Origin of the sequence: Microbispora sp. ATCC PTA-5024, assembly GCF_000511135.2 — a bacterium.
GTDB lineage: Bacteria > Actinomycetota > Actinomycetes > Streptosporangiales > Streptosporangiaceae > Microbispora > Microbispora corallina.
Genome location: NZ_KI866525.1, coordinates 532,428 through 557,449, shown reverse-complemented (window position 1 = coordinate 557,449; position 25,022 = coordinate 532,428). Strand labels below are relative to the sequence as shown.

Here is a 25,022-nt window from a genome sequence, read left to right as displayed (position 1 = left end):
AGGCGGCCGGCCCGGCGGCGTCGAGCCCCCAGGCCGCCGGGTCGCCGAGGGCGGAGGCGCCCAGCGCGCCGAGGAGCGTCGAGAGGTTCCAGACGGCGAACAGGCTCACGCCGGTCACCGTGAACCCCAGCCGGGCGGCGTCCCGGCCCGGCTGAGCCAGCGCGACGGCGGTCGTCTCGTCGATCACCCAGTGCGCCGCCAGCGGACGGACGGCGCCCGGCACGCGCAGGAGCCCGGCCAGCCGCAGGCCGTAGAGGGCGTTGCGCGCGCCCAGAAGCAGCGCGCCGGCGACGGCCGCGGCGGGGCTGCCGCCCCCGGCCAGCGCGCCGACCAGGGCGAACTGCGACGCCCCCGTGAACACCAGCAGCGACAGCGCGCACGTCTGCGCGAGGGCGAGGCCCGATCCCGCCGAGGTCACGCCAAACGCGAACCCCGACAGGCCGACTGCCACCCCCACTCCCAGGGCGTCGCGCACGACCGCCGCGCGGGGCCGTCCCGCACGGCCCGTCTCCACCGGTGCCATCGTCACCCGGCCGAGGCTAGGCCCCCGCCGCGGGCCCGTCTTGTACGGAATTGCGCTCCCGCCTGTACGCCCCCGGGGTCACCCCGACGATCCGGGTGAAGTGCCGGTTCAGGTGCGGCTGGTCGGTGAAGCCCACGGCCGCGGCGGCGTCGGCGGGCGCCGTCCCCTCCGCCAGGAGCCGGCAGGCCCGGCGGACCCGGGCGTCGATCAGCCACGTGTGCGGCGGCATGCCGTACGCCTGCTTGAAGGCGCGGATCAGGGCGAAGGGGCCGGTGCCGAGGCCGGCGGCGAGTTCCTCCAGGGACGGCGGGTCCGCGAGGCGCGCCTCCAGGACGGCCCTGGCCCGCTCGGCCGTCCGGGCGCCGGCGCCGCGCACGGCCCTGGCCGGAAGCGGCGCTCCGTGGGCGCGCAGCAGGCGGGTGACCGCGAGTCGCATCAGCGTGTCCGCCGCGAGCGGGTTGCGGGCCTCGACCGCCGCCAGGACGCGCGCGATGAGGCGCACGGCCTGCGGGTCGTCGGCCACCGGCACGGCGAAGCCGGGCGTCCCCCGGACGCGGGTCGTCTCGGCGGCGATCGCGGCGACCAGGTCCGGCGACGGGTACAGCACGCTGTAGCGCCAGCCGCCGGGGACCCCGGCATGACCGGTGTGGGGGGTGTCCGGGTTGACCAGCGCGACCTGCCCGGGCCCGGCCCGTTCGAGCGAGCCCCGGTGGAGGAACTCGTCGACCCCCTCCGCCACCCCGGCGATGACGAACGTGTCGTGGGTGTGCCGGGCGAACGTCTTGTGCACGTAGGTCGCCCGGAGCAGGTCCACGTCCGGCAGCCGCGGATCCCGCCAGTGCCGGGCCCGTTCGCGCGGGGGCCCGCTCACCCGATGCGGCGCAGGATCTGCATCGAGCGGTCGGTCACCGTCACCTTCGCCCCGGCCGTCAGCGCGTCGTCGGCGTACGGGTCGTCGCGGACCCGCTCGTCCGCGGTGTCGAGGACGGGCCGCCAGCCCGGGCCGTACTCGGGCCCGGGGAGGGCGAAGGTCAGGTTCTCGTGGTGGCCGTTGACCAGCAGCAGGAACGAGTCGTCCCTGATCCGCTCGCCGCGCGGGCCGGGCTCGCTGATCGCCTCGCCGTTGACGAACACCGCCAGCGACTTGGCGTACCCCGTGTGCCAGTCGCCGTCGGTCATCTCCGCGCCCGACGGGGTGAGCCACACGATGTCGCGGGTGCCGTCCTTCTCCCTGCCGTGGAAGAACCGGCGCCGGCGGAAGACCGGGTGCCGGCGCCGCAGGTCGCTCAAACGGCGGACGAAGTCCAGTAAGTCCCGCTCCTGCCGGAGCAGCGACCAGTCGGTCCAGGAGATGTCGTTGTCCTGGCAGTACGCGTTGTTGTTGCCGTTCTGGGTGCGGCCGAACTCGTCGCCCGCCAGCAGCATCGGCACGCCCTGGGACACGAACAGCGTGGTCAGGAAGTTGCGCCGCTGACGTCTGCGCAGCCCCACGATCGCCGGGTCCTCCACCGGGCCCTCGGCGCCGCAGTTCCACGAGCGGTTGTCGTCCGTGCCGTCGCGGTTGCCCTCGCCGTTCGCCTCGTTGTGCTTGCGGTTGTACGACACGAGGTCGGTGAGGGTGAACCCGTCGTGGCAGGTCACGAAGTTGATCGAGGCGACCGGCCGGCGGCCGCTGGTGGCGTACAGGTCGCTCGACCCGGCCAGGCGCGAGGCGAACTCGGGCAGCGTCCTGCCGTCGCCGCGCCAGAAGTCGCGCACCGAGTCGCGGTACTTGCCGTTCCACTCGGTCCACAGGGGCGGGAAGTTGCCGACCTGGTAGCCGCCGGGGCCGACGTCCCAGGGCTCGGCGATGAGCTTGACCTGCGATATCACCGGGTCCTGCTGGATCAGGTCGAAGAACGCGCTCAGCCGGTCCACGTCGTGGAGCTCACGGGCGAGGGCGGCGGCGAGGTCGAAGCGGAAGCCGTCCACGTGCATGTCCTGCACCCAGTAGCGCAGCGAGTCCATGATCAGCTGGAGCGCGTGGGGTGAGCGGACGTTCAGCGAGTTGCCGCAGCCGGTGTAGTCGAGGTAGTAGCGCCGGTCCTCGTCGCGCAACCGGTAGTAGGCGACGTTGTCGATGCCGCGGAAGCCCACGGTCGGGCCCATGTGGTCGCCCTCGGCCGTGTGGTTGTAGACGACGTCGAGGATGACCTCGATCCCCGCCTCGTGCAGCGCCCGGACCATCGCCTTGAACTCCTGGACCTGCTCGCCCCGCTGCCCGGCGCTGGAGTAGGCGTTGTGCGGGGCCAGGTAGGCGATCGTGTTGTAGCCCCAGTAGTTGGTGAGCCCGCGGGCGACCAGGAAGTGCTCCGGCACGAACTGGTGGACCGGCATCAGTTCGACCGCCGTCACCCCGATCGACTGCAGGTGCTCGACGACCGCCGGGTGGGCGAGCCCGGCGTACGTGCCGCGCTGCTCCTCCGGCACCTGCGGGTGGCGCATCGTGAGGCCGCGCACGTGCGCCTCGTAGATCACGGTCTCGTGGTACGGGATGCGGGGCGGGCGGTCGTTGCCCCATTCGAAGAAAGGGTTGACGACCACGTTCTTCGGCATGTAGCGGGCGGAGTCGTCGGTGTTCAGCCGCCCCGGGTCGGCGAAGTGGTAGGAGAACAGCGACTCGTTCCACCGGACCGAGCCCTCGATGGCCTTGGCGTACGGGTCCAGCAGGAGCTTGCCGGGGTTGCAGCGGTGGCCGTGGTCGGGCTGGTACGGCCCGTGCACGCGCAGGCCGTACCGCTGGCCGGGCATGATCCCCGGCAGGTAGCCGTGCCAGACGAACCCGTCGACCTCGGGCAGGTCGACCCGGGTCTCCTCGCCCGCGTCGTCGAACAGGCACAGCTCGACCCGCTCGGCCACCTCCGAGAACACCGAGAAATTGGTGCCCACACCATCCCAGGTGGCGCCGAGTGGGTACGGCTCTCCAGGCCAAACTTCACGCATGTGACATCATTCTCCACCCCCCGGGCCATTCGCGCACCTGGGAGGATGCCGGGTCGTACCGGGCGAGCACGTCGAAGCCCCCGCCGGAACCGCGTCCCGGCGGGGGCCCGTGCGCCGATCAGCCGATCAGTTCGGCGTTCAGCGAGATCGTGGTGCCGGCGAGCGCCTTGCTGACCGGGCAGTTGGCCTTGGCCGTCTCGGCCGCCTGCTGGAAGTCCTCAGCGGAGATCCCGGGCACCTGGGCGCGGACCGTGAGGACGATCCCCGTGATCCCCTCGCCGGGCTGGAAGGTCACGTCGGCCCGGGTCTCGACCGACTGCGGCGGCGTGCCCGCCTGGGCGAGGCCGTGCGACAGCGCCATCGAGAAGCACGACGAGTGGGCCGCGGCGATCAGCTCCTCGGGGCTGGTCTTCCCGTTGGCCTGCTCCGCACGCGACGCCCAGGAGACGTCGAAGGTGCCGACGCCGGAGGTGTCGAGCGACACGACGCCCGAGCCGTCGAGCAGCGCGCCCTTCCACTGCGTCGTCGCGGTACGAGTGGTCGCCATGGCGATTCCCTTCACTAGTGAGCCATATCCACCGACGACCCTAGCGCCGCCCGGAGGAGGCACGGTGAACGACGCCCCCCCGACGCCCGTGAAGGCCCCCAGACACCCTCTGAGGCCCGCCGACGCTCTCTGGGGCCTCCACGCGCCCGCGAGCGGCCCCGGCCGGCTCGGGGGCGACGGTCACGGGGACAGACGGGCCTGGTGGGCGCGGTGCTCGGCCCTGACCAGGTCCTCCACCGCGGCCTTGATCTTCAGGAACTCCGGCGTCCGCTTGACCTCCAGCGAGCGCGGCTCCGGCAGGTCGATGGCGATGTCCTGGCTGATCCGCCCGGGGTCGCTCGACAGCACGAGCACCCGCTGGCCGAGGAAGACGGCCTCCTCGACGTCGTGGGTGACCATGACCACCGTGGAGCGCCTGGCCGGGCCGGCGGCGGCACCGTCGGCCGCGCTCGGCACGTCCTGCCACACCTGGCGGATGAACAGCTGCATGTCCTCCTTGGTCTGCACGTCGAGCGCGCCGAACGGCTCGTCGAGCAGCAGCACGCGCGGCGCGCAGGCCAGCGCGCGGGCGATCGACACGCGCTGCTGCTGCCCGCCGGACAGGCGGCCGGGCAGGGCCCCCGCGAGGTGCGCGAGGCCCACCTCGTCGAGCAGCCACCGGACCCGCTCCTGCCGGGCGGCCTTGGGCACGCCCAGCGCCTCCAGCCCGAACGCGACGTTGCGGGCCACGTCCCGCCAGGGGAACAGCGACGCGGTCTGGAACACCAGCCCCCGGTCGGGTCCGGGCCCCAGCACCTCGTGGCCGTCCAGGAGCACCCGCCCGGTCGAGGGCCGCGACAGCCCGGCGATCAGGCACAGCAGCGTCGACTTGCCGGAGCCGCTGGCGCCGACCACGCAGACGAACTCGCCGGGCGCCACCGAGACGTCCACGTCCTGGAGGACCGGCCGCCCGGGGACGAACTCCTTCCCCAGCGCCTCGACGCGCAGCCCGGCCGTCATCGCGTCCACCTCCCCACGCGGGTGCGCAGCAGCCGCAGCGCGACGTCGATCGTGAGCCCGATCAGCCCGATGACGACGAGGATCGCGAAGATCCGGTCGGTCTGGAGGAACCGCTGGGCCCGGGTGATCCGGTAGCCGAGCCCGGACGTGGCGGCCACCAGTTCGGCGACCACCACGAAGTTCCAGGCCGCGGCGGCGTTCACCCGCATCGCGTCGATGATCCCCGGCAGCGCGTGGGGGAGCACGACCCGCGACGCCACCCGCAGCCGCGACGCGCCGAGGGTCGCCGAGACCTCCAGCAGCCGGTGTGGCACCTGCCGGACCACGTCGGCGGTCATCAGCGTGTTGAAGAACACCACGCCGAGCACGAGCAGCGCGATCTTGGACGGCTCCCTGATGCCCAGCCAGATGATCAGCAGCGGGATGAACGCCGAGGCGGGCAGGTAGCGCAGGATGCCGATGACGGGTTCGAGCAGCGGCTGCGCCCAGCCGAGCGTCCCCATCGCGAACCCGACCGGCACGGAGATCAGGACGGCCAGGCCGAATCCGGCCCCGATCCGGCCCAGGCTCGCCAGCAGGTCGGACGGCAGGTCCCCGGTGCCCGCCATGTCCACCGCGGCCGACCAGACGGCCGAGGGGGACGGCAGGAACGTCGGGTCGACCACCCCGGTCGCGCTCAGCGCCCACCACGCCGCCAGCGGGCCGAGGATCGACACGGCCCGCAGGATCCAGGCCGTACGGGGGGAGACCGAGGTGGTGAGCAGCCGGATCCGGGCGGGCGGTGGGAGCGGCGGCTCGGGCGGCACGCCCGGGGCCGGGGGCCCGGCGGCCTGACGGCCCTCCTCGGCGACCATCGGCTCGGCCCGGCTCACGGCTGCACCGCCTGGACGAACTGGGGAGCGAACAGGCCGTCGAGCGGCGGCGGCGCGTCCACCAGTTCGGACGCCACCAGGAAGTCCGAGATCTGCCGCGCGCGGGCCGTCAGGTCGCCGCCGAACGCCGCCCGGTTCTGGTCGAGCGTGAAGATCGTCGTCCCCTTGTCGTACGACTCGTAGTCGGGCACGCCCACGCCGGCCCGCTTGGCCATGATCTCCATGGCCTCGGCCCGGTGGTCCTTGATCCACGCGATCGTGTCGAACCAGGTGTTCACCAGCCCCTGGACGGCCTTGGGGTCGCGGCCGAGCAGGTCCCGCGTGACCACGAGGTGGTCGGGGATCGCGCCGGGGAAGTCGGCCGAGGTCGTGATCGCCCTGCTGCCGGGCCGCTTCAGCGCGGTCGTGGTGAACGGCGCGAACACCCCCACGGCGTCCACCTGGCCGGCGACGAAGGCGGCCGCGGCCGCGTCGGTCGCCAGCGGCTGGAACTTCACGTCGGCCTCGGTGAGCCCGGCCTTCTTCAGCGCCAGCAGGAGCAGGTAGTGGTCGACCGTGCCCTGCTCGGCCGCCACCGTCTTGCCCTTCAGGTCGGCGAGCGAGGAGATCCCGGACCTGGCGATGATCTGGTCGTTGCCGGTCGAGTTGTCGTTGACCAGCACGATGCTCTGCTTGGCGCCCCCGGCGACCGAGGCGAGCGTGTCGTTCAGCGTCTGGCTGTTGGCGTCGATCTTCCCGGTGGCCAGGGCGTTGAGCGAGTCGGTGTAGCTGTCGAAGTACTTCAGCTCGACGTTCACCCCGTTCGCGCGGAACAGGCCCCGCTCCTCGGCCACCTGCCAGGGGAACCAGCCGGGCCAGGCGCTGAAGCCCAGGGTGATCGCGCCTCCGGGCGAGGCGGCCGGCTTTTTCGCCGGGGAGGCGCACCCCGCGCCCAGGGCGAGCGCGAGGACGAGCGTGAGGACGGCGGTGAGGCGACGGCGGGGCGTCATGAGGCGGCCCCCTTCTTCTTGGGGAGATGGCCCGCGCGGACCAGGCACCCGAGGGTGTCGCAGATCACGCGGGTGGCGATGAGCGAGGTGATCTCCGCGTTGTCGTACGGCGGGGAGCACTCGACCACCTCGATCCCGGCGAGCGGCCGGGCGTCGGCGATGAGCTGGATGAACTTGAGCACCTCGCGGGGGAGGAACCCGCCGGGCTCGGGCCAGCCGGTTCCGGGGACGAAGGCCGCGTCGAGGCAGTCGACGTCGAAGGAGAGCCAGACGGCGTCGGCGCCGTCCCAGGCCACGTCGAGGGCCCGCTCGGCGGCCGTCTCGATGCCCATCTCGACGCAGTCGGTCACCGTCATGATCGTGGTGCCGCGCTCCCGGCCGACCTTGACGCCGGGGCGGGGGGCCTGCCAGCCGCCGATGCCGATCTGGACGAGGTTCTTGGGCGGCACGTTCGGGATGTCCGTGGCGTGGAACCACGGCGTGGTGTGCATCCGCTCGTCGAGGTCGGTCTCCTGGGTGTCGACGTGCCGGTCGAAGTGGATGATCCCGACGTTGCCCTGGACGTGCTGGGCCACGCCGCGGACGGTCGGATAGCCGATCGAGTGGTCCCCGCCGAGCACCACGGGGAAGGCGCCGCTCTCGAAGACGTGCGCGACGCCCTTGCTGATCTGGTCGAAGGTCTTCTCGATGTTCCCGGGGATGGTGAAGATGTCGCCGAGGTCGCAGATCGTGATCGACTCCCGCAGGTCGACCCCCAGCTCGAAGCTGTAGGGGCCGTACAGCGCGGAGATCTTGCGGATGCCCTGCGGGCCGAACCGGGTGCCGGACCGGTAGGTGGTGCCGCCGTCGAACGGCGCGCCCAGCACGGCCACGTCGTACTCCCCGCAGCGCCGCACGTCCTCGACGTACGGCGCCTTGAGGAAGGTGTTGATCCCGGCGAAGTGCGGCAGCTCTCCGCGGGAGAACGTCGGGATGCTCCGGTCGACGATCGAGTCGGCCCCCTGGAGGCCGAGCTCGAGACCCCGCCGGATCTCGCGCTCGTGCATCGTGGTGGGGAGCTCGGCCTCGCGCTCGACGGCGTAGCGGGCTTCGGGACCGTAGTTGCTGTGGAGGTGTCCCACGGCACTCCTGTAGGGAAGGCCTCAGCCAGGGAGGCGTGCGGTCTCCCGCCGCCCGTGCGGGCGGCGGCTCTTCGACTGCGTGCGATCCCATGCCGTGAACGCGTCCGCGGACTGTCCGCGGACGGTCGCCGGGTCCAGGGACCGCGGCCTCCCGGGCTTTTGTCCCGCCGTGGAACGGCCGTCGCCGGCCGCCTGCACCTCTCGGACCAGCCGAACGGAACCCTAGGTGCGCCCCACCGCCGGGCGGTGAGTCCCCTTCATGACAGCGCTGGCCTGTTTCCTCCGGATGTCGCGGGTGTAGCCGTCCGGTGACCGCCTATTCACCGCGCCGTCGCCCGCCGGCCCTCATACGCCAGGCCGCCCGGCGCGCTCGATCACGGCCTCCAGGTCGAGCCCGGCGGGCAGCGTGCCGAACGCCCGCCCCCAGTCGCCCGACAGGCGGGAGGCGCAGAACGCGTCGGACACCGCGGCGGGCGCGTGACGCACCAGCAGGGACGCCTGGAGGACCAGGGTCATCTCCTCGGCCACCCGGCGGGCGTCGGCCTCGCCTGCCGACGCGAGCCGCTTGAGCAGGCGCTCGGAGGCGTCAGCCACCCGGCGGTCGCCGGCGAGGGCCACCTCGGCGAAGAAGGCGTCCACCGCCTCCGGCTCGCGCGCCATCACCCGCATGAGGTCGAGCGCCGCCACGTTGCCCGAGCCCTCCCAGACGCCGTTCAGCGGCGACTCCCGGAACAGCCGCGGCATCTGCGACTCCTCGACGTACCCGTTGCCGCCGAGGCACTCCAGCGCCTCGGCCGCGTGGACCGGCGCCCGCTTGCAGATCCAGTACTTGGCGGCGGCGAGCGCGGCCCGCCGGAACAGACCTTCGCCCGCGTCCCCGCGGACCGCCCGGTCGGTCGCCCCGGCCAGCCGCGTCATCAGCGCGGTCGCGGCCTCCGACTCCAGCGCGAGGTCGGCCAGAACGGCCCGCATGAGCGGCTGGTCGGCCAGCTCCCTGCCGAACACCCTGCGGTGCCGGGCGTGGTGGAGGGCCTGGGTGAGGCCGTACCGCATGCCGGCGGCCGAGCCGATCACGCAGTCGAGCCGGGTCATGTTGACCATCTCGATGATCGTGCGGACGCCGCGGCCCTCCTCGCCGACGAGGTGGGCGACCGCGCCCTCGTACTCGACCTCGGCGGAGGCGTTCGACCTGTTGCCCAGCTTGTCCTTCAGCCGCATCAGCCGCATCGCGTTGCGGGTGCCGTCCGGCAGCACGCGGGGGAGCAGGAAGCACGACAGGCCGCCGGGGGCCTGGGCCAGCACGAGGAACGCGTCGCACATCGGGGCCGAGTTGAACCACTTGTGCCCGGTAAGGGCGAAGGTCCCGTCCGCCAGCGGCTCGGCCCGGGTCGTGTTGGCCCGCACGTCGGAGCCGCCCTGCTTCTCCGTCATCGCCATGCCGGCCAGCACGCCGCGCTTGTCCAGCGGCGGACGCAGCCCGAAGTCGTAGGTCCGGGAGGCCAGCAGCGGCTCCCACTCGGCGCGCAGCGCGGGGGAGTGCCGCAGCGCCGCGACGGCCGCGTACGTCATGGAGATGGGGCAGCCGTGCCCGGCCTCCACCTGAGACCAGACGTGGAACTTGGCCGCCCGGGCGACGTGCGCGCCGGGCCTGGCGGACGTCCAGGGCGCGGCGTGCAGGCCGTTCTCGACGGCGACCGCCATCAGCTCGTGCCAGGCCGGGTGGAACTCGACCTCGTCGATCCGGTGGCCGTACCGGTCGTGCGTGCGCAGCACCGGCGGGTGCTCGTTGGCCAGCCGGCCCCACTCCTGCGCCCGCGCCGAGCCCGCCAGCAGGCCGAGCTGGCGCAGCTCCCCCACGGCCCAGTCGGCGCCCTCCCTGGCCAGGCCCTCCAGCAGCGCGGGGTCGGCGGCCACGTCGTGGCCGGTCAGCGGGGGCACCTGGTTGGTCACGTCGTGGGTCACGGGGGGTCCTCCTGTCGCCGTCCGGACTCCATCTCAGCACTCCCCGCGCACGGCTGGAACACCCGGGTCGCGGCGGTCACGAGCCGGAGATCTCCAGCCCGAGCTCCTGGGCCGCCTCCAGGGCCAGCTCCCGCGCGTACGACTGGTCGCCGGGCAGGCGGCGCGTCTCGCACAGCACCCGGTGGACGCCCTCGATGGCCCGCCTGTCCCCCCGGGCCGCGAGCCCGCGGGCCGCCTCCGCCGCCGTGGCCGGATCGGGGTCGCCGAGCCGGGCGGCCAGCGCCTCCCGGATCCGGGGCCTGTCGGCGGGCAGCCCGGCGACGGCCATGGTGGCCCAGTCGCGCACCTCGTCGTCCGGGCACTCGCTCAGCCGCACCAGCGCGGCCAGCCCCTCGTCGTCGTCCGGCGGCAGGACGGCCGCGAGCGCCATGGCGTCGCTCACGGTCGGCCGGCGGCCGGGCCGCTCCACGACCGCCAGCACCTCGGGCAGCGCCCGTTCGTCGGCGTGGTGGCCCAGGGCGTGCAGGACCGCGTCGAGGACCTGCGGGTCGTCCTCGCGCCGGGCCATCTCCCGCAGCAGCGGCAGCGTGCGCTCGTGGTAGGAGCCGCGTCCCTCCTGGCCGAACTCGGCCAGCACGTCGGCGCCGAACTCGCGGCCCACGGGGTCGGCGCCCTCGCACAGCCGCGCCGCCGCGGCGAACGTCTCGTCGTCGTGCCGCTGCCGCAGCGCGTACACGGCGGCCCACCAGGTCTCGTCCTCCCCGTCCAGCTCCCGGTACGGCAGCACCCGCCGCAGCAGCTCCCCGGCGGACGGCCGGACGCCCAGCGCCGTCTCCAGCACGGTGGCCACGGCGGCGTGGCCCAGTTGCCGGGTCACGCCGTACCCGGACCCGTCGGGCCGCCTGGCCTCGACCGTGACGAGCTGGGTGCCGTCGGCGGCCCTGCTCCTCCCGACGAGCAGCGTGCACTCGCCCTCCACCTGCGCGGCCGCCTCCGCGCGCAGGGCCGCCTCCAGGTCGGCCGCGGCCCACCGGCGGGCGATCTCGAGCGGGGCCGCGCCGTCCGTCCCCGGCAGGGAGGGGTCGGCCCCGTGCTCCAGCAGCGACCACACGATGCCGTACGCGCCGTAACGGGCGGCCAGCGTCAGCGGGGTGTCGCCCTCGTCGTCCGCCAGGTCCGGCGCGGCTCCCGCGTCGAGCAGGATGTCGGCGGACGCCAGGTTGCCGTTCGCGGCCGCCCACAGCAGGGCCGTCCAGCCCCCGGCCTCCCCGGCGTCGGGGTCGGCGCCGCCGTCGAGCAGCGCCTGGACGGTCTCGGCGTGGTTCCAGCAGGCCGCGGCGCACAGCGGCAGCCCCTCCTCGTCGCCGCCGCTCGGCTGGTCGGGGTCCGCGCCGTACTCCAGCAGCAGCCGCACGATCTCCTGGTCGCCGCGCACCGCCGCCCGGTACAGCGGCGTGCTGCCCTGGGCGGGGTTCAGAGCCGTGTCCGGGTGCAGCAGGGCCGCCACCCGCGACAGGTCCCCTCCCGCGATCGCCTCCAGAAGCTTGCTGCGGGTCACTTCTCCATGCTCACACAGCGGTCAGGCAAGCCCGCCCGGGGGAGAGGGGATTCGTTCCCAGGGAGGATGGGGTGGGCGCCGATCACGCGTTACGGTAGACGTCGTGAATGATCCGGGTGGTATGCGTGCTTCCGACGCCGAGCGGGAGACGGTCGTCGAGCGGCTCCGTGAGGCGTCCGTCGAGGGACGGCTGACGCTCGCCGAGCTCACCGAGCGCACCGAGGCGGCCTACCTGGCCCAGACCCACGCCGAGCTCGCTCAGCTCACGGCCGACCTGCCGGGCGCAGCCCCCGTCGCGCCGCCCGCGCCGCAGCCGTCCCCGGCCCTGCCGCAACGTCAGCCGGGCAAGGTTCGGACCTGGATCGTGGCGGTCATGGGCGACGCGAAGCGCCACGGCAAGTGGCGGATCGACCAGGAGATCGCCGCCGTGTCCGTGATGGGCGACGTCACGCTCGACCTGCGCCAGGCCGAGGTGCGCACGCCCGAGGTGGACATCCTCGCCACCTGCGTGATGGGCGACATCAAGGTCATCGTCCCGGACGGCGTCGACGTCGAGCTGTCCGGCGTGACGATCATGGGGGACAAGAAGGTCAGGGTCGTCGAGGCGCCGCCCGGCCACAACGCCCCGGTCGTCCGGGTCAAGGCGTTCGTCCTCATGGGCGACGTGAAGATCATCGGCGACTCGCAGGCCGGGCCGATCAAGCGGGACTGGTTCGCCTGGAGCGAGTGGTGGCACGAGCGCCGCCACGGCCTCGGCCACGGGCGCGGCCGCTACCTCCCCTGACCCCTTCCCGGCGAATCCCCTCCGCGCGGCAACACGGGCGCGGGCCCGAAGAGTAGTCATCGGTGACCGTTCACCGATCGACGAGGGGCTCCCATGCGCGACCGGGCCGACTTCGAACGCTACGTCGAGCAGCGCTCGGACCGCCTGCTCCGGACGGCCTACCTGCTGTGCCGCAACTGGGCCACCGCCGAGGACCTGGTGCAGACCGCCCTGGCCAAGGCGTGGACGGCCTGGCGCAGGGTCGGCGACGACCCCGACCCGTACGTCTACCGCATCCTGGCCAACACCCACGCCACCTGGTGGCGCAGACGCTGGCGCGGTGAGCAGCCGACGGCCTCGCCGCCCGAGCCCGCGGTCGCCGACGCCGCCGACGCGCTCGGCTCCCGGGCCGCCGTACGGCAGGCCCTCGCCTGCCTGCCGCCCCGCCAGCGCGCGGTGATCGTTCTGCGCTACTTCGCCGATCTCGGGGACGCCGAGATCGCCGAGATCCTCGGCTGCACGCCCGCGACCGTCCGCAGCCAGGCCAGCAGGGCGCTGGCGCGGCTCCGCGTCGATCCCGCCGCCCGCTCCGCCATGAGCCTGGAGGGCTGACATGACGATGACCGAGACCGAGCTGCGTGACCTGCTGGCGGGGGACTCCGCCGGGCCGCCGGGGCGGGTGACCGTTGCGGACGTCGACCGCCGTGTCCGCCGGATGCGCCGCCGCCGCGCCGCCGCGGGCGTGGCGCTCGCCGCGGGGGTGGCCGCGGTGGCGCTCGCCCCGAGGACGATCCCGGTGGCCGCGGAGGACACCTGGATCGCCACCCCGGCCTCGCCGGCGCCCAGCCCCTCGGTGATGTACATCCCGGACGGCAGGGCGGTGCTGGACGAGGAGATCGGGACCGGGGGGCTCGTGCGGACGTACCCCTACACGGGCGGCAGCGGGTCGGTGACCGTCCAGGTCGCCTGCCGCGCGCCGTCCTACGTGTTCCTGTGGCTGGACGGCGATCTGATCGACCAGGGCCCGTGCGGCATCCAGAGCGATCACGTGGACCGCCTCCGCTCCTGGACGGACCACTCGGGCCGGGATCTGAAGGGCCGCCACGAGGTGGGCGTGGCCGTGGTGCCGGAGGAGCGGGTGGGGCAGGACCGGCAAGCGGCGCTCACCCGGGACCAGGTCGCCGCCCTGCTCGGCGCGACCGGCCGGTACCCGGTCTCCGCCCGGCTCACCGTCCGCGAGGCGTGGCCGGTGACCGGCGTGGGCATGCCTCAGAACTGCCGCGGAGACGTGGTGATCCGCAACGGCAACGGCCAGGAGGTGCACTCGTCGTGGTGCGACCTCCAGCCGGGGATCCCGTTCCCCGGGGACGGCCCGGCCCCCTCGTGACGGCGGCGTCGCGGCCGGGCCCTCTCGCCGACCGCCTCGGCCGGGCGCCGGCGTGCCGTCCCCGGCCGCGTGGCGCCGGTCAGGCGGTGGCGACGGCCTCCGGGCGGTGGAGGGCCTGGTCGTAGCGCTCCAGGAGGATGCGGGCGATCTCGGGGGCCGGGCCGAGGACGTCGGCGACCACCTCGGCGCCCGCCTCGCGGGCGTCGCCCGCCACCCGGTCCGCGAACAGGCCCGGCGCCAGCAGGTACGGCGCGACCACGACGCGGGGGGCTCCGGCGCGCGTGAGCCGTACGACCTCGTCCCTCGGGGTGGGGGCGGCGGCAGAGGCGTACGCGGGCGTCACCGACCACCAGGGACGCCGCCGGGCCCACGCCCGGGCAACGCCGCCGACGGTGGCGTTGGCCCCGCGGTCGCTCGACCCCGCGGACACCAGCACCACGGCCGTATCCGGGTCGCCGAGCGGGACGCCGGCCTCGGCCAGGCGCCGTTCGAGGGCGTCGACCAGCAGCGGGTGCGGGCCGAGCGTCGCGCCTAGCGCCACCCGCAGCCTCGGGCGCCGGGCGGCCGACTCCCGCAGCGCCGCCGGGATGTCCACCCGGCTGTGGTAGGCCGCCGTGAGCAGCAGCGGCAGGACGACGGCCTCGTCCAGCCCCGACAGCGCCTGCGGCAGCGCCGGCGCCGCGTGGTCGAGGTAGGCCGTGCGGACGTCGAGGCCGGGCCGCGCCCGCCGGACACCCTCCAGCAGCGCCTCCACCGCGACGGCGGCGCGCGGGTCGCGGGACCCGTGCGCCACCGCGATGAGCGGCGGGGCACCGTGCGGGCGGAGGCGCGGGCGGAGGCGCGGGCGGAGGCGCGGGCGGGCGGTGGTCACGGCGGACGGTCCGATGGGCGGGTTCAGAGGTGGATGCCGCACTCGATCTTGCCGAGGCCGGCCCAGCGGCCGCTGCGTGGGTCCTCGCCCGGCGCCACGCGGCGGGTGCAGGGCGCGCAGCCGATCGACGGGTAGTCGTCGTAGTGCAGCGGGTTGATCAGCACGCCGTTGTCGGCGATGTAGTTGTCGACCTCCTCCTGCGTCCACCGGGCGATGGGGTTGACCTTCACCATCTGCCGCTTGGCGTCCCACTCCACGACCTTCGTGCCGGCCCGGGTGGGCGACTCGTCGCGGCGGATGCCGGAGATCCAGGCGAGGTACGGCTCGAGGGCCCGGTTGAGCGGCTCCACCTTGCGCAGGTAGCAGCACAGGTCGGGGTTGCGCCCGTGCAGCCGCGGCCCGAGGTCGCGGTCCTGCTCCTCGACGGTACGGGACGGGGTGATGTTGATGAGGTTGACCTTGTAGACGGCCTCGACCGCGTCCCGGGTGCCGATCGTCTCGGCGAAGTGGTAGCCGGTGTCGATGAACAGCACGTCCACGCCGGGCTTCACCCGGCTGACCAGGTCGATCAGCAGGGCGTCGCTCATCGAGGAGGTGAGACAGAGGCGGTCGCCGAACGTGGCCGCGGCCCAGCGGATGATCTCGCGGGCGGGCGCGTCCTCCAGGAACTCGGCGGCGGACTCGACGATCCCCTGCAGGTCGAGCGTCACCCGCTGGCGCTCCAGTCCTGCCTCTATCTCCACCAGTGACATCGTTACTCCTCAGGCATCGTTCGTCTGGTTCTTCGGGGTTGTGGGATCGGAGGCGGGCGGGGGGCTCAGGAGCGGACGCCGAGGCCGAGGAACTTCACCCGGAAGGCGCGGGCGCAGGACCGGCAGTACCATCCGTGGCTCTCCTCCTCGGTGACGTACGGCTCCAGGTCCTCCTCGCCGCAGTACGGGCAGTAGAAGGGCGCCGCCCGCTCGGTCATTTGAGGTCGGCCTCGTCGGCGCGCTGGACCCACTCGGAGAACGTCTCGCCGTCGTTGCGCTGCTTCTCGAAGTTGCGCACGACCCGCTCCACGTAGTCGGGCAGCTCGTCGGCCGTGGCCTTGAGCCCGCGGACCTTGCGGCCGAAGCTCGGGTTCAGGCCGACCGAGCCGCCCAGGTGGATCTGGTAGCCCTCCACCTGCTCGCCCTTGTCGTTCACGACGAGCTGGCCCTTGAGCCCGATGTCGGCCACCTGGATGCGGGCGCAGGAGTTGGGACAGCCGTTGACGTTGATGGTGAGCGGCTCCGCGAAGTCGGGCAGGCGCCGCTCCAGCTCCTCGATCAGGCCGGAGGCCGTCCCCTTGGTCTCGACGATCGCCAGCTTGCAGAACTCGATGCCGGTGCACGCCATCGTCTGCCGGCGGAACGTGGACGGCGTCACCCGCAGGTCCGCCGCCTCAAGCTCGCGGACGATCGAGTCCACCTGGTCCGGCGCGACGTCGAGGACGACCATCTTCTGCTCGACCGTCGTGCGGACCCGGGTGGAGCCGTGCCGCTCGGCGATGTCGGCGATCCGGTGGAGCGTGTCGCCGTCCACCCGGCCCACCCTGGGGGCGAAGCCGACGTAGAAGTTGCCGTCCCGCTGGGGGTGGACCCCGACGTGGTCGCGGCGGCCGCCGCGCGGCGTCTCGGGGGCCGGGCCGTCCGGGAGGGCGTACTTCAGGTACTCGGTCTCCAGGACCTGCCGGAACTTCTCGGCGCCCCAGTCGTTGACCAGGAACTTGATGCGGGCGCGGTGGCGCAGCCGCCGGTAGCCGTAGTCGCGGAAGATCCCGCAGACGCCCGCCCACACCTCGTGGACCTGCTCGGGACGGACGAAAGCGCCGAGGCGCTTGGCGAACATCGGGTTGGTCGACAGGCCGCCGCCCACCCAGACGTCGAAGCCCGGCTCGCCCCGCTCGTTCACCACGCCCACGAACGCCACGTCGTTGATCTCGTGGACGGTGCAGTGGGCCGGGCAGCCGCCGATGGCGGTCTTGAACTTGCGCGGCAGGTTCGAGAACGCCTTGTCGCCGATGTAGCGCTCATTGACCTCGCGGATCTGCGGCGTGCCGTCGATCACCTCGTCGGCGTCGATGCCCGCGAGCGGGCAGCCGAGGATGACGCGCGGGGTGTCGCCGCAGGCCTCGGTCGTCGACAGGCCGACCGCCTCGAGGCGGGCCCAGATGTCCGGGACGGCCTCGATCTCGATCCAGTGGAGCTGGATGTTCTGCCGGTCGGTGATGTCGGCCGTGCCCCGGGCGTACGTGTTCGAGATGTCGGCGATGACCCGCAACTGCTCCAGGCTGAGCTGCCCGCCGTCGATCCGGACGCGGAGCATGAAGTAGCGGTCGTCGAGCTCCTCCGGCTCCAGGATCGCGGTCTTGCCGCCGTCGATCCCGGGCTTGCGCTGCGTGTACAGCCCGAACCAGCGGAACCTGCCGCGCAGGTCGGCGGGGTCGATCGAGTCGAAGCCCCGCTTGGAGTAGACGTCGATGATCCGCTGACGGACGTTGAGCCCGTCGTCGTTCTTCTTGTTCTCCTCGTTCTTGTTCAGCGGCTCACGGTAACCGAGAGCCCACTGGCCTTCGCCGCGCGGGCGTTTGTGGTGGCGGTTCGCCGGGCGGGCCGGGGTGCTCATGGGCACGTCCTTCTCCGAGGATCGGTCTGAGGATCGGTCGTCGGGCGCCCGGCGCAGGCGGCCTCTCACCTCGCCGTCGAGTGTGAGGGCACAAAAAAGACGCCAGGCCGCGCGCCCGAGGTGAACAGCGGAGGGCGACGGTCAGCCGGCGTCAGTACAGATCGCGCTGCGGACACGCAGGAGATCGACGTGGCGTCGCACGACGAGCAACGGGTCCGCTGGCATGTCCCAAACGATACCCCGGAGATCCTGGATGTCCAAGTTCGTGTCCACGATGCGGGACTGTAACGAGGCTTTAACCGGACAAACTACGTCACCCTTGCCTGACCCAGTTCTCCGGAGGTTCGGCCTCGCCCGTCTCCCGCGGCTGCTGGTGCTGGCAGTCGCACCAGGAGCCGCCGCGGCACTCCTCGTGCCGGCGGCCGGCGCACGCTTCGCAGATCATGTCTCCATGCTCCCCCCGGTCACGGCCGGATGTGCGGCGCGTCACCCGGAGATGTCACCGGCGTTACGTTCTCCGGACCCGTCGGCGACATCCGGTTTGACGGCTTCCGACAGCTTGGCGCGGGACCTCGCGAGCACGCTCCGCACACCCCTATCCTGGGCAGCGACGATCCGCCCCGCAGGTCCGTACTATCCGCCGCGGCAGCGGGTAGTGCACTGTTCTCATGACCGGTTGGGTGCCATGACCTCCACGGACGCGCCGACGCGCCGATCGCGGCACATCTCGCGCCGTGGGATGGAGCTTGCCCGCGCGCGACTGAACCGCATCGGCGAGACCGGCCTGTGGGCGCTGGCGAAGGCCACCACGATGGCGGGGATCAACTACCGCGTGACGGGCCTCGCGGGCGAGGCCGCGTTCTTCGCGCTGCTGTCGCTGCCGCCGTTCGTGCTCGGGCTCCTCGGCGTCATGGGCCACCTCAGCGGGCTGCTGGGGCAGGGCACGGTCGGCGAGATCAAGCAGTGGGTCATCGAGCAGTCGGAGCTGCTGTTCACCGACAACACGGTCGAGCGGGTGGTGCGGCCGCTGCTGGCCGACGTCCTGAGCGGCGGCCAGGTGTCGCTGATCTCCGTCGGCTTCCTGCTCTCGCTGTGGTCAGGCTCGCGCGCCCTGTTCGTGTACGTCGACCTGATCTCCATCGCGTACGGCCTGGGGGAGACCCGGGGGATCATCCGCACCCGGGTGCTGTCGTTCGCGCTCTACGTGGCCGCCCTGCTGATCGGCCTGGTGGTCATGCCGATCCTGGTCGTCGGGCCCACCCTGCTGTCGAACGCGCTGCCGCGCTACGCCGTGTTCGTGACCGTCTTCTACTGGCCGGTGGTCGTGGTGGGCTCGGTGCTGATGCTCACGCTGCTGTACCACGTCAGCGTGCCGCGCCGCACCCGCTGGTGGCGGGAGATCCCGGGAGCCGCGCTGGCGCTGGTCATCTGGATCCTGTGCGCCGCCGTGCTGCGCGAGGTGCTGGCCGCCTGGTTCACGCCGCTGTCGATCTACGGGTCGCTCGCCGCCCCGATCGCCGTGCTGCTGTGGCTGTACATCACCGCCCTCGCCGTGCTCATCGGGGCGACGCTGAACGCCGAGATCGACCGGCTCTGGCCGCTGAACGGCGTCGGCCGCCACCACCATCGGCACCCGCACGGCGGATCGTGATCCAAGCCCCCGGGGAGCGGCGCCGCTCGGATAAAGTGAGACGTCGCGACTGGCGCTGACGTGCTCTCGGGCGCGTCGCTAGGTGGGGCACCACCGGGGAGCGAAAACGCGGAGGCCGTGCGCCTGGGTCGCCGCCGCCGTCGATGGAGAAGGAAGGCGCCATGGCCGAGAAATCGCTGACCGACGTCGATCCCCAGATCGCCGCGCTGATCAGGGCGGAGGAGCGGCGCCAGGCCGACACCGTCAAGCTGATCGCCTCGGAGAACTACGTCTCCCGCGCCGTTCTGGAGGCGACCGGGACGGTCCTGACGAACAAGTACTCCGAGGGCTACCCGGGCAAGCGCTACTACGAGGGCCAGCAGGTCATCGACCAGATCGAGACCCTCGCGATCGAGCGGGCCAAGTCCGTGTTCGGGGTAGGCCACGCCAACGTCCAGCCGTACTCGGGCTCGCCCGCGAACCTCGCCGTCTACCTGGCGTTCCTCAGCCCCGGCGACACCGTGCTCGGCATGGGCCTGCCGTTCGGCGGCCACCTCACCCACGGCTGGTCGGTCTCGGCCACCGGCAAGTGGTTCAACGCCGTCCGGTACGGCGTGCGCAGGGACACCGGCCGCATCGACATGGACGAGGTCCGCTCGCTGGCCCTGGAGCACCGGCCCAAGCTGATCTTCTGCGGCGGCACGGCGATCCCGCGGACCATCGACTTCCCGGCGTTCGCGGAGATCGCCCGCGAGGTGGGGGCCGTGCTCGCGGCCGACATCGCCCACATCGCCGGCCTCGTCGCGGGCGGCGCGCACCCGTCGCCCGTGGGCCACGCCGACGTGATCTCCACGACGACCCACAAGACGCTGCGCGGTCCTCGTGGCGCCATGCTCATGGCCACGTCCGACGAGCACGCGACGGCACTCAACAAGGCCGTCTTCCCGGGCCTGCAGGGCGGGCCGCACAACCACACCACGGCCGCGATCGCGGTGGCGCTGCACGAGGCCGCCCAGCCGGAGTTCCGGGAGTACGCCGCCCAGATCGTGAAGAACGCCCGGGCGCTCGCCGAGGAGCTGCTGGCCCGCGGCTTCGACCTGGTCTCCGGGGGCACCGACAACCACCTGATCCTGATGGACCTGACGTCCAAGGGCGTCGGGGGCAAGCCGGCCGCCCAGGCACTCGACCGGGCGGGCCTGGAGACCAACTACAACGCCGTGCCGTTCGACCCGCGCAAGCCGTTCGACCCCTCGGGCATCCGGATCGGCACCCCGTCGGTCACCTCGCGCGGGATGGGCGAGGCCGAGATGCGGCAGATCGGCGCCTGGATCGACGAGGTCGTCACCGCTGTCGCGAAGGGCGACGCGGAGGACGTGATCGGCCGCGTGCACCAGGAGGTCACCGAGCTGACCGGGAAGTTCCCGGCGCCCGGCCTGTCCTGACCCGGCTCACCCCGGCCCCGCGGCGGACGTCTCCGGCGCGGGGCCGGCGCATGTCGCGGGCACACCGCTGGAGGCCGGCCGTGAATCGATGGTTAATTGGGTTGCGCTGACCGGCGCCGGACACGGTACGGTTTCGCCATCGCCGCCGCGAGGGCGGCTCACGGGATGGGGAGGTGACGACTATGCGGGTCTTTCTGACGACCATTCCGTCCGTCCACCTCCGGGTGCCCGCCTAGACGATCTCGCGGGACACCCGGTCTCCGAAGGGTGTCCAACTCAGCGATGTATCCGTCAAACGATCTTTCTCTTCTCGGCTGGAACGACGGCCTCGCCGCCGCGCTCCCCGGCGCCACGGTCCCCGCCCGCGTGGCGCGGGTCGACAGGGGCGCCGCCGAGGTGGTCGCCGCCGACGGCCGCCACCAGGCGAGGTACGGCGCGCGCGTCCGGCGGGCCGCCGCGTCCGACCCCGTGGCCCTGCCCTGCGTGGGCGACTGGGCGGCGCTCGCCCCGCTCGACGAGGGGCGCTACGAACTGGCCGAGGTCCTGCCGCGCCGTACGGCGTTCGTCCGGGGCGGCGTCAGCCGCGACTCCCGCGGCGGCCTGTCGGGCGACGGCCAGGGCCAGGTCCTCGCGGCCAACGTGGACGTCGTGTTCGTCGCCGAGCCGTCCATGCACGCCACGGACTTCGCCGACCTCGGCAGGATCGAGCGGCTCGTGGCGCTGGCCTGGGAGAGCGGCGCGACGCCCGTCGTCCTCGTCACGAAGGCCGACCTGTTCGAGGCGTCCGCGGGCGCCGCCCTGGCCGGCCTGCTGGCCGACGTCGCGGACGCCGTGCCGGGGGTCGGCGTGCACCCGGTCAGCGCGGCCGCGGGGGAGGGGGTGGACCTCGTCCGCTCCTACCTCGGCGGCGCGAGGACCGCCGTCGTCCTCGGCCCGTCCGGCGCCGGCAAGTCCACGCTCGTCAACGCCCTCGCCGGCGCGGAGGTCATGGAGACCCAGCAGGTGCGGGCGGCCGACGGGCGCGGCCGGCACACCACGGTCCACCGGCAGCTCATCCCGCTCCCCGGGGGCGGGATCGTCATCGACACCCCCGGCATCCGCCGGGTCGGGCTGTACGACATGAGCGACGGCGTGGACCTCGTCTTCGCCGACATCGAGGAACTGGCCGCGGACTGCCGGTTCTCCGACTGCGGCCACGCCGACGAGCCGGGGTGCGCCGTGCTCGCCGCGGTCGCGTCCGGCGACCTGCCCGAACGGCGGCTGGAGAGCTGGAACCGCCTCCAGCGGGAGGCCGCCTGGATGGCCCGGCGGAGCGACGCGCGCCTGGCCAGCGAGGAACGGCGCAAGTGGAAGATCATCCACAAGGAGATGCGCGGCCGGTCCCGCCCGTGACCGGGTGAAGGCTAGAAGGCGAATGATGCCGGGTATGCCGGGTTCATGAGCCCCACCCGGGTGCGGCTGCCGTTCCTCGACCGCGCGGAGGCGGGGGCGCTGCTCGCCGAGGCCCTCCGGGAGACGAACCCGGAGGACCCGGTGGTGCTGGCGCTCCCGCGCGGCGGCGTGGCGGTGGCCGCCCCGGTGGCCGGCCTGCTCGGCGCCCCCCTCGACGTCCTGGTCACCCGGAAGATCGGGTTCCCGGGGCAGCCCGAGCTCGGGGTGGGGGCGATCGCCGAGGGCGGCGAGCCGGTGTTCGACACGAGGATGCTCGGCCGGGTCCACATGGGGCCGGAGGACCTGGAGACCGTCGTCCGGCGGGAGCGGCGCGAGCTCGCCCGGCGGGTGCGGGTGTACCGCGGGGAGCGGCCGCTGCCGGACCTCGCCGGCCGCACGGTGATCGTGGTGGACGACGGCCTGGCCACGGGCGGGACCGCCCGGGCGGCGCTGCGGGCCGTACGTGCCCTGCAGGGCGGGCGCGGCCGGGTCACGCTGGCCGTGCCGGTGGCCGCCGCGGACACGGCCGCGGACATGCGCGGCGAGGCCGACGAGGTCGTGGTGCTGGCGACGCCCGGAGGCTTCCGGGCGGTGGGTCAGTGGTACGAGCTGTTCGACCAGCTCACGGATGCGGACGTGCTCGCGCTGCTGGCCGCGCCGCCTCCCAGCGGGATGTCTGGGAGTTGACGGACGACCGCGCCGCCGGCCTGGGAACGCCGGACGGGGACATCCCTCGGGGACGTGGTCGCGGGGGTCCGGGGACGCCGAAAGGGTGCCCCGCTGAGCGGGACACCCTCGGCTGAAGCGCGTGTCGGGGAAGGGGGAAGCGGCTCAGGCGACGGCGCTGATGCCGGCGCTCGCCGCGCGGCGCATGCGGCGACGACGCTCGGAGGCGCGCTCGTCCTCGTTCAGACCACCCCAGGTGCCGTACTTCTCCGGCCGCGAGAGGGCGTAGTCGAGGCATTCGGCGCGCACGGGACACTGAGCGCAGATGGCCTTGGCCTTGCGCTCACGGATGTCCCGCTCCGGCTGACGCTCACCGTCAGGACCGAAGAACAGCACAAGGTCCTCTCCCCGGCACGCGGCATCATCCTGCCATCCCCAACTGGGGCGCGGGCGGGCGAGCTGCCGACGTACCTGAGACATGAGAAACCACCTTTGGTGAGAGGTATTTCGTGTTTGTGCCGCTTTGGACGCTTGTGGCGTCCCTTGTGCCAACGCAGGGAAGGGCCGTGGTGTTCCCGTCCCGGACGGCTCAGGTCAACGCCGGCGTGAGCTGCCTCAGCTCGGCCAACCTGTAGGTCGTGATCTCGTCGGCGCAGACCGTCCCGCACGGTGCCGTGACCACCGCGGGTTCGACCACAACCCGAAATCGCGACGTCCCACGCCACGTCGTGCAGCGCACGACGCAAACCGTGGCGTCGCCTTCCGACCGGGAGGATTCCACGGCCACCCCGCCGACCGAGAGCTCCCCGGTCTGGGACCGGACGAAGTGCTCGGCGGCTTGCAGTGGCTCAGGGATGCCCGCGCGTCCCCGGAAACGGTCGAGGACGACCTCGCCGTGCCGGTACGCGTTTGCCGCCGCGATCGCAGCAGCCTGAGACATGCTGCCGTAGTAAAGCCCGTGTGGCAAGCACACCAGGTTGGCGGCGTATCGATCGCCGCCGACATGTGTGGTTTCCCACACCTCGCCGGGCAGGTTCTCACCAAGGAACCGGGCCAGCGGAAGGCCGATCCGGGCGCAGCACGCGTTGCGCTTGCCGTGCGTGCAGACCAGGAACATCGGCTCCTTCACCAGTATGCAGGACTCCGGAACCACTCCGTCCACGAGAGAGCCCAGGTCAAGATCGTCGGGGTGCCCGACGACGGCCTCTGCCAGCCACGGCGCGTCCCCGGTGGAGGAGGCCACGAAGACGTGCAGCGCCCCCGCCCCTCCCGCCCTGCGGCTGCCGGGACGGCGGATCAGCTGCGGCCTGATCCCGAGCGAGGCGGCCCGGTCGACGAGCGCGCGGATCCCGTCCGGCAGGCGGGACTCGCCGACGGAGGCGGCCCAGGGCCCGTCGTGCTCGACGAGCAGCCAGAAGCGCGCGCCGACGGTCGCGCTCGCCAGGATCGGCGCCTCGCCGGTGTGGCAGGAGCGCGGATGCTCGCAGCCGTTGGCCATCCGGTCCCGCCCTCCCTGTGCCGTTAGGTAAGTCTTACCTTAGCAACTACGTCAAGCGCCCCGCAGGGATCAGGCGTCCCGATGCCCCCGGGAGGCCGCCTCGAACGCCTCCCGTGCGGCGGGCAGGGCCCTCTCGCGGTCCTCGGGCACCAGGCCGACGCGGGTCCTGCGGTCGAGCAGGTCGTCCGCGTCGAGGGCGCCCTCGTGCAGCACCCCCCAGACCAGCTCGGCCCTGGTCACCCCGAGGACGACCGGCTCTGCCAGGGCCGGGTCCTCCCGGGCCAGCGCCTGGACGGCCGCCGCCTCGGCGCCGTACCGCTCCAGGAGCCGCCTGGGCGCCCCGTCGGCGGTCCCCGCGCCGACCAGCGGGAGCCGGGCCGTACGGCTCGCCGGGGCGCCGGGGCACGCGGCGTCGACGGCGTCCTCGGCCATCCGCCGGTAGGTGGTGAGCTTGCCGCCCACGACGGTGACGACCCCGCCGGGGGAGCGGAGCACGGAGTGGCGGCGCGAGAGATCGGCTGTACGGCCCCCAGGGGCGTCGATCAGGGGCCGCAGGCCCGCGAACGCCCCGGCGACCTCCGCGCGCTCCAGGGGCCGTTCCAGGACCGTCCCGAGCACCTCCAGGAGGAACGCCACGTCGCTCTCCGGCGCCTCGGGGACGTCGGGGACGGGACCGTCCACCGGCTCGTCGGTCAGCCCGACGTAGACCCGCCCGTCGGCCTGCGGGAGCACGAGGGCGTAGCGGTTGCGCTCGCCGGGGATCGGCACGTGCAGCCCCGCCCGTAGCCCGCCGAGGGCGCCCGGCCGCAGCACCAGGTGGGTGCCGCGGGAGGGCCGCAGCGCCACGGACGGCACCAGCCCTCCGGCCCACACCCCGGTCGCGTTGACCACCGCCCGCGCCCGCAGGCCGAACTCCTCCCCGGTCAGCTCGTCGCGCACCTGGGCGCCGTCCCCCGACAGGGCGAGCGCCCGGCAGCGCGTGAGGATCCGCGCGCCGTGGCCCGCGGCCGTGCGGGCGAGCGCGACCACGAGCCGGGCGTCGTCCACCACCCGCCCGTCCCATGACAGCAGCGCGCCGCGCAGGCCCTCCGCCCGCAGGGCCGGGGCCAGCGCGAGGGCGCGCGCGGCGGGC

25 protein-coding genes and 2 riboswitches are annotated in these 25,022 nt (G+C 73.4%); of the genes, 7 read left to right on the top strand and 18 right to left on the bottom strand.

Annotated features, from left to right (window positions below; genetic code table 11):
• The 10 genes from MPTA5024_RS28500 to MPTA5024_RS28455 all read right to left on the bottom strand — a co-directional run.
• The coding region (locus MPTA5024_RS28500) for an AzlC family ABC transporter permease (protein WP_063794795.1) at window positions 1-523 on the bottom strand (523 nt) is incomplete at its 3' end.
• A 16-nt stretch (window positions 524-539) separates the two neighbouring features.
• Window positions 540-1,394: an AraC family transcriptional regulator gene (locus MPTA5024_RS28495; RefSeq protein ID WP_036330182.1), complete on the bottom strand. Its 855-nt coding sequence runs from the start codon at window positions 1,392-1,394 to the stop codon at window positions 540-542.
• Window positions 1,391-3,505 carry a glycogen debranching protein GlgX gene (glgX, locus tag MPTA5024_RS28490; RefSeq protein WP_036330181.1) on the bottom strand — a complete coding sequence of 705 codons (2,115 nt, stop codon included), beginning with the start codon at window positions 3,503-3,505 and terminating at the stop codon, window positions 1,391-1,393. Before glgX ends, MPTA5024_RS28495 begins: the two co-directional genes overlap by 4 nt.
• A gap of 118 nt (window positions 3,506-3,623) precedes the next feature.
• The gene (locus tag MPTA5024_RS28485; RefSeq protein WP_036330178.1) at window positions 3,624-4,052 is read right to left on the bottom strand and encodes an OsmC family protein; all 429 of its coding nucleotides are present in this window, start codon (window positions 4,050-4,052) and stop codon (window positions 3,624-3,626) included.
• A gap of 180 nt (window positions 4,053-4,232) precedes the next feature.
• Entirely contained in the window at window positions 4,233-5,051 is an 819-nt protein-coding gene (locus MPTA5024_RS28480; RefSeq protein WP_036330878.1) for an ABC transporter ATP-binding protein, read from the bottom strand.
• Window positions 5,048-5,923 (bottom strand): ABC transporter permease, encoded by an 876-nt coding sequence (locus MPTA5024_RS28475; RefSeq protein ID WP_198167438.1) that lies wholly within the window; start codon window positions 5,921-5,923, stop codon window positions 5,048-5,050. The genes MPTA5024_RS28480 and MPTA5024_RS28475 overlap by 4 nt, the downstream gene beginning before the upstream one ends.
• Entirely contained in the window at window positions 5,920-6,912 is a 993-nt protein-coding gene (locus MPTA5024_RS28470; protein WP_036330176.1) for an ABC transporter substrate-binding protein, read from the bottom strand. Before MPTA5024_RS28470 ends, MPTA5024_RS28475 begins: the two co-directional genes overlap by 4 nt.
• Window positions 6,909-8,033: an agmatinase family protein gene (locus MPTA5024_RS28465; protein WP_051458784.1), complete on the bottom strand. Its 1,125-nt coding sequence runs from the start codon at window positions 8,031-8,033 to the stop codon at window positions 6,909-6,911. Before MPTA5024_RS28465 ends, MPTA5024_RS28470 begins: the two co-directional genes overlap by 4 nt.
• A 146-nt stretch (window positions 8,034-8,179) precedes the next feature.
• A riboswitch (guanidine-I (ykkC/yxkD leader) is annotated at window positions 8,180-8,270 on the bottom strand.
• A 108-nt stretch (window positions 8,271-8,378) separates the two neighbouring features.
• Window positions 8,379-9,995, bottom strand: a complete 1,617-nt coding sequence (locus MPTA5024_RS28460) for an isovaleryl-CoA dehydrogenase (protein ID WP_036330174.1) — start codon at window positions 9,993-9,995, stop codon at window positions 8,379-8,381.
• 76 nt (window positions 9,996-10,071) lie between these two features.
• The gene (locus MPTA5024_RS28455; protein ID WP_084370073.1) at window positions 10,072-11,553 is read right to left on the bottom strand and encodes an ankyrin repeat domain-containing protein; all 1,482 of its coding nucleotides are present in this window, start codon (window positions 11,551-11,553) and stop codon (window positions 10,072-10,074) included.
• 121 nt (window positions 11,554-11,674) lie between these two features.
• Here MPTA5024_RS28455 and MPTA5024_RS28450 point away from each other — a divergent pair, with 121 nt between their 5' ends.
• From MPTA5024_RS28450 to MPTA5024_RS28440, 3 genes are all read left to right on the top strand, one after another.
• Window positions 11,675-12,337 (top strand): DUF1707 SHOCT-like domain-containing protein, encoded by a 663-nt coding sequence (locus MPTA5024_RS28450; RefSeq protein ID WP_051458783.1) that lies wholly within the window; start codon window positions 11,675-11,677, stop codon window positions 12,335-12,337.
• 93 nt (window positions 12,338-12,430) lie between these two features.
• The gene (locus MPTA5024_RS28445; protein ID WP_036330172.1) at window positions 12,431-12,928 is read left to right on the top strand and encodes a SigE family RNA polymerase sigma factor; all 498 of its coding nucleotides are present in this window, start codon (window positions 12,431-12,433) and stop codon (window positions 12,926-12,928) included.
• Between the two features lies 1 nt (window position 12,929).
• Window positions 12,930-13,703, top strand: coding sequence for a hypothetical protein (locus MPTA5024_RS28440; protein ID WP_036330170.1), 774 nt, complete (start codon window positions 12,930-12,932; stop codon window positions 13,701-13,703).
• Between the two features lie 79 nt (window positions 13,704-13,782).
• On the opposite strand, the gene MPTA5024_RS28435 is transcribed toward MPTA5024_RS28440, so the two are convergent.
• The 5 genes from MPTA5024_RS28435 to MPTA5024_RS44380 all read right to left on the bottom strand — a co-directional run bounded on the left by MPTA5024_RS28435 (window position 13,783) and on the right by MPTA5024_RS44380 (window position 17,668).
• Window positions 13,783-14,502, bottom strand: a complete 720-nt coding sequence (locus MPTA5024_RS28435; RefSeq protein WP_036330873.1) for a sirohydrochlorin chelatase — start codon at window positions 14,500-14,502, stop codon at window positions 13,783-13,785.
• 95 nt (window positions 14,503-14,597) lie between these two features.
• On the bottom strand, window positions 14,598-15,326 hold the full coding sequence (locus MPTA5024_RS28430; protein WP_036330168.1) for a phosphoadenylyl-sulfate reductase: 729 nt from the start codon (window positions 15,324-15,326) through the stop codon (window positions 14,598-14,600).
• 65 nt (window positions 15,327-15,391) lie between these two features.
• Window positions 15,392-15,544 (bottom strand): hypothetical protein, encoded by a 153-nt coding sequence (locus MPTA5024_RS28425; protein WP_030505394.1) that lies wholly within the window; start codon window positions 15,542-15,544, stop codon window positions 15,392-15,394.
• Window positions 15,541-17,223, bottom strand: coding sequence for a nitrite/sulfite reductase (locus tag MPTA5024_RS28420; protein WP_051458782.1), 1,683 nt, complete (start codon window positions 17,221-17,223; stop codon window positions 15,541-15,543). The genes MPTA5024_RS28425 and MPTA5024_RS28420 overlap by 4 nt, the downstream gene beginning before the upstream one ends.
• A 313-nt stretch (window positions 17,224-17,536) precedes the next feature.
• Window positions 17,537-17,668, bottom strand: coding sequence for a hypothetical protein (locus tag MPTA5024_RS44380; RefSeq protein WP_269750639.1), 132 nt, complete (start codon window positions 17,666-17,668; stop codon window positions 17,537-17,539).
• A gap of 294 nt (window positions 17,669-17,962) precedes the next feature.
• On the opposite strand from MPTA5024_RS44380, the gene MPTA5024_RS28415 reads away from it, so the two are divergent.
• The 4 genes from MPTA5024_RS28415 (at window position 17,963) to MPTA5024_RS28400 (ending at window position 22,413) form a co-directional block, all read left to right on the top strand.
• A complete protein-coding gene (locus tag MPTA5024_RS28415) occupies window positions 17,963-18,874 on the top strand; it encodes a YihY/virulence factor BrkB family protein (RefSeq protein WP_084370130.1) in 912 nt (303 codons plus the stop codon).
• Between the two features lie 35 nt (window positions 18,875-18,909).
• Window positions 18,910-19,010, top strand: a riboswitch (ZMP/ZTP riboswitch).
• A gap of 7 nt (window positions 19,011-19,017) precedes the next feature.
• Window positions 19,018-20,295, top strand: coding sequence for a serine hydroxymethyltransferase (gene glyA, locus MPTA5024_RS28410; protein ID WP_036330162.1), 1,278 nt, complete (start codon window positions 19,018-19,020; stop codon window positions 20,293-20,295).
• Window positions 20,296-20,577: 282 nt separating this feature from the next.
• Window positions 20,578-21,687, top strand: coding sequence for a ribosome small subunit-dependent GTPase A (rsgA, locus tag MPTA5024_RS28405; protein ID WP_036330160.1), 1,110 nt, complete (start codon window positions 20,578-20,580; stop codon window positions 21,685-21,687).
• Window positions 21,688-21,732: 45 nt separating this feature from the next.
• Window positions 21,733-22,413, top strand: coding sequence for a phosphoribosyltransferase (locus MPTA5024_RS28400; RefSeq protein WP_036330158.1), 681 nt, complete (start codon window positions 21,733-21,735; stop codon window positions 22,411-22,413).
• 144 nt (window positions 22,414-22,557) lie between these two features.
• On the opposite strand, the gene MPTA5024_RS28395 is transcribed toward MPTA5024_RS28400, so the two are convergent.
• The 3 genes from MPTA5024_RS28395 to MPTA5024_RS28385 all read right to left on the bottom strand — a co-directional run.
• Entirely contained in the window at window positions 22,558-22,872 is a 315-nt protein-coding gene (locus MPTA5024_RS28395) for a WhiB family transcriptional regulator (RefSeq protein ID WP_076434697.1), read from the bottom strand.
• 109 nt (window positions 22,873-22,981) lie between these two features.
• Window positions 22,982-23,890: a sucrase ferredoxin gene (locus tag MPTA5024_RS28390; RefSeq protein WP_051458781.1), complete on the bottom strand. Its 909-nt coding sequence runs from the start codon at window positions 23,888-23,890 to the stop codon at window positions 22,982-22,984.
• 69 nt (window positions 23,891-23,959) lie between these two features.
• On the bottom strand, window positions 23,960-25,022 hold a 1,063-nt coding region (locus tag MPTA5024_RS28385; RefSeq protein ID WP_063794794.1), incomplete at its 5' end, for a glycerol-3-phosphate dehydrogenase/oxidase.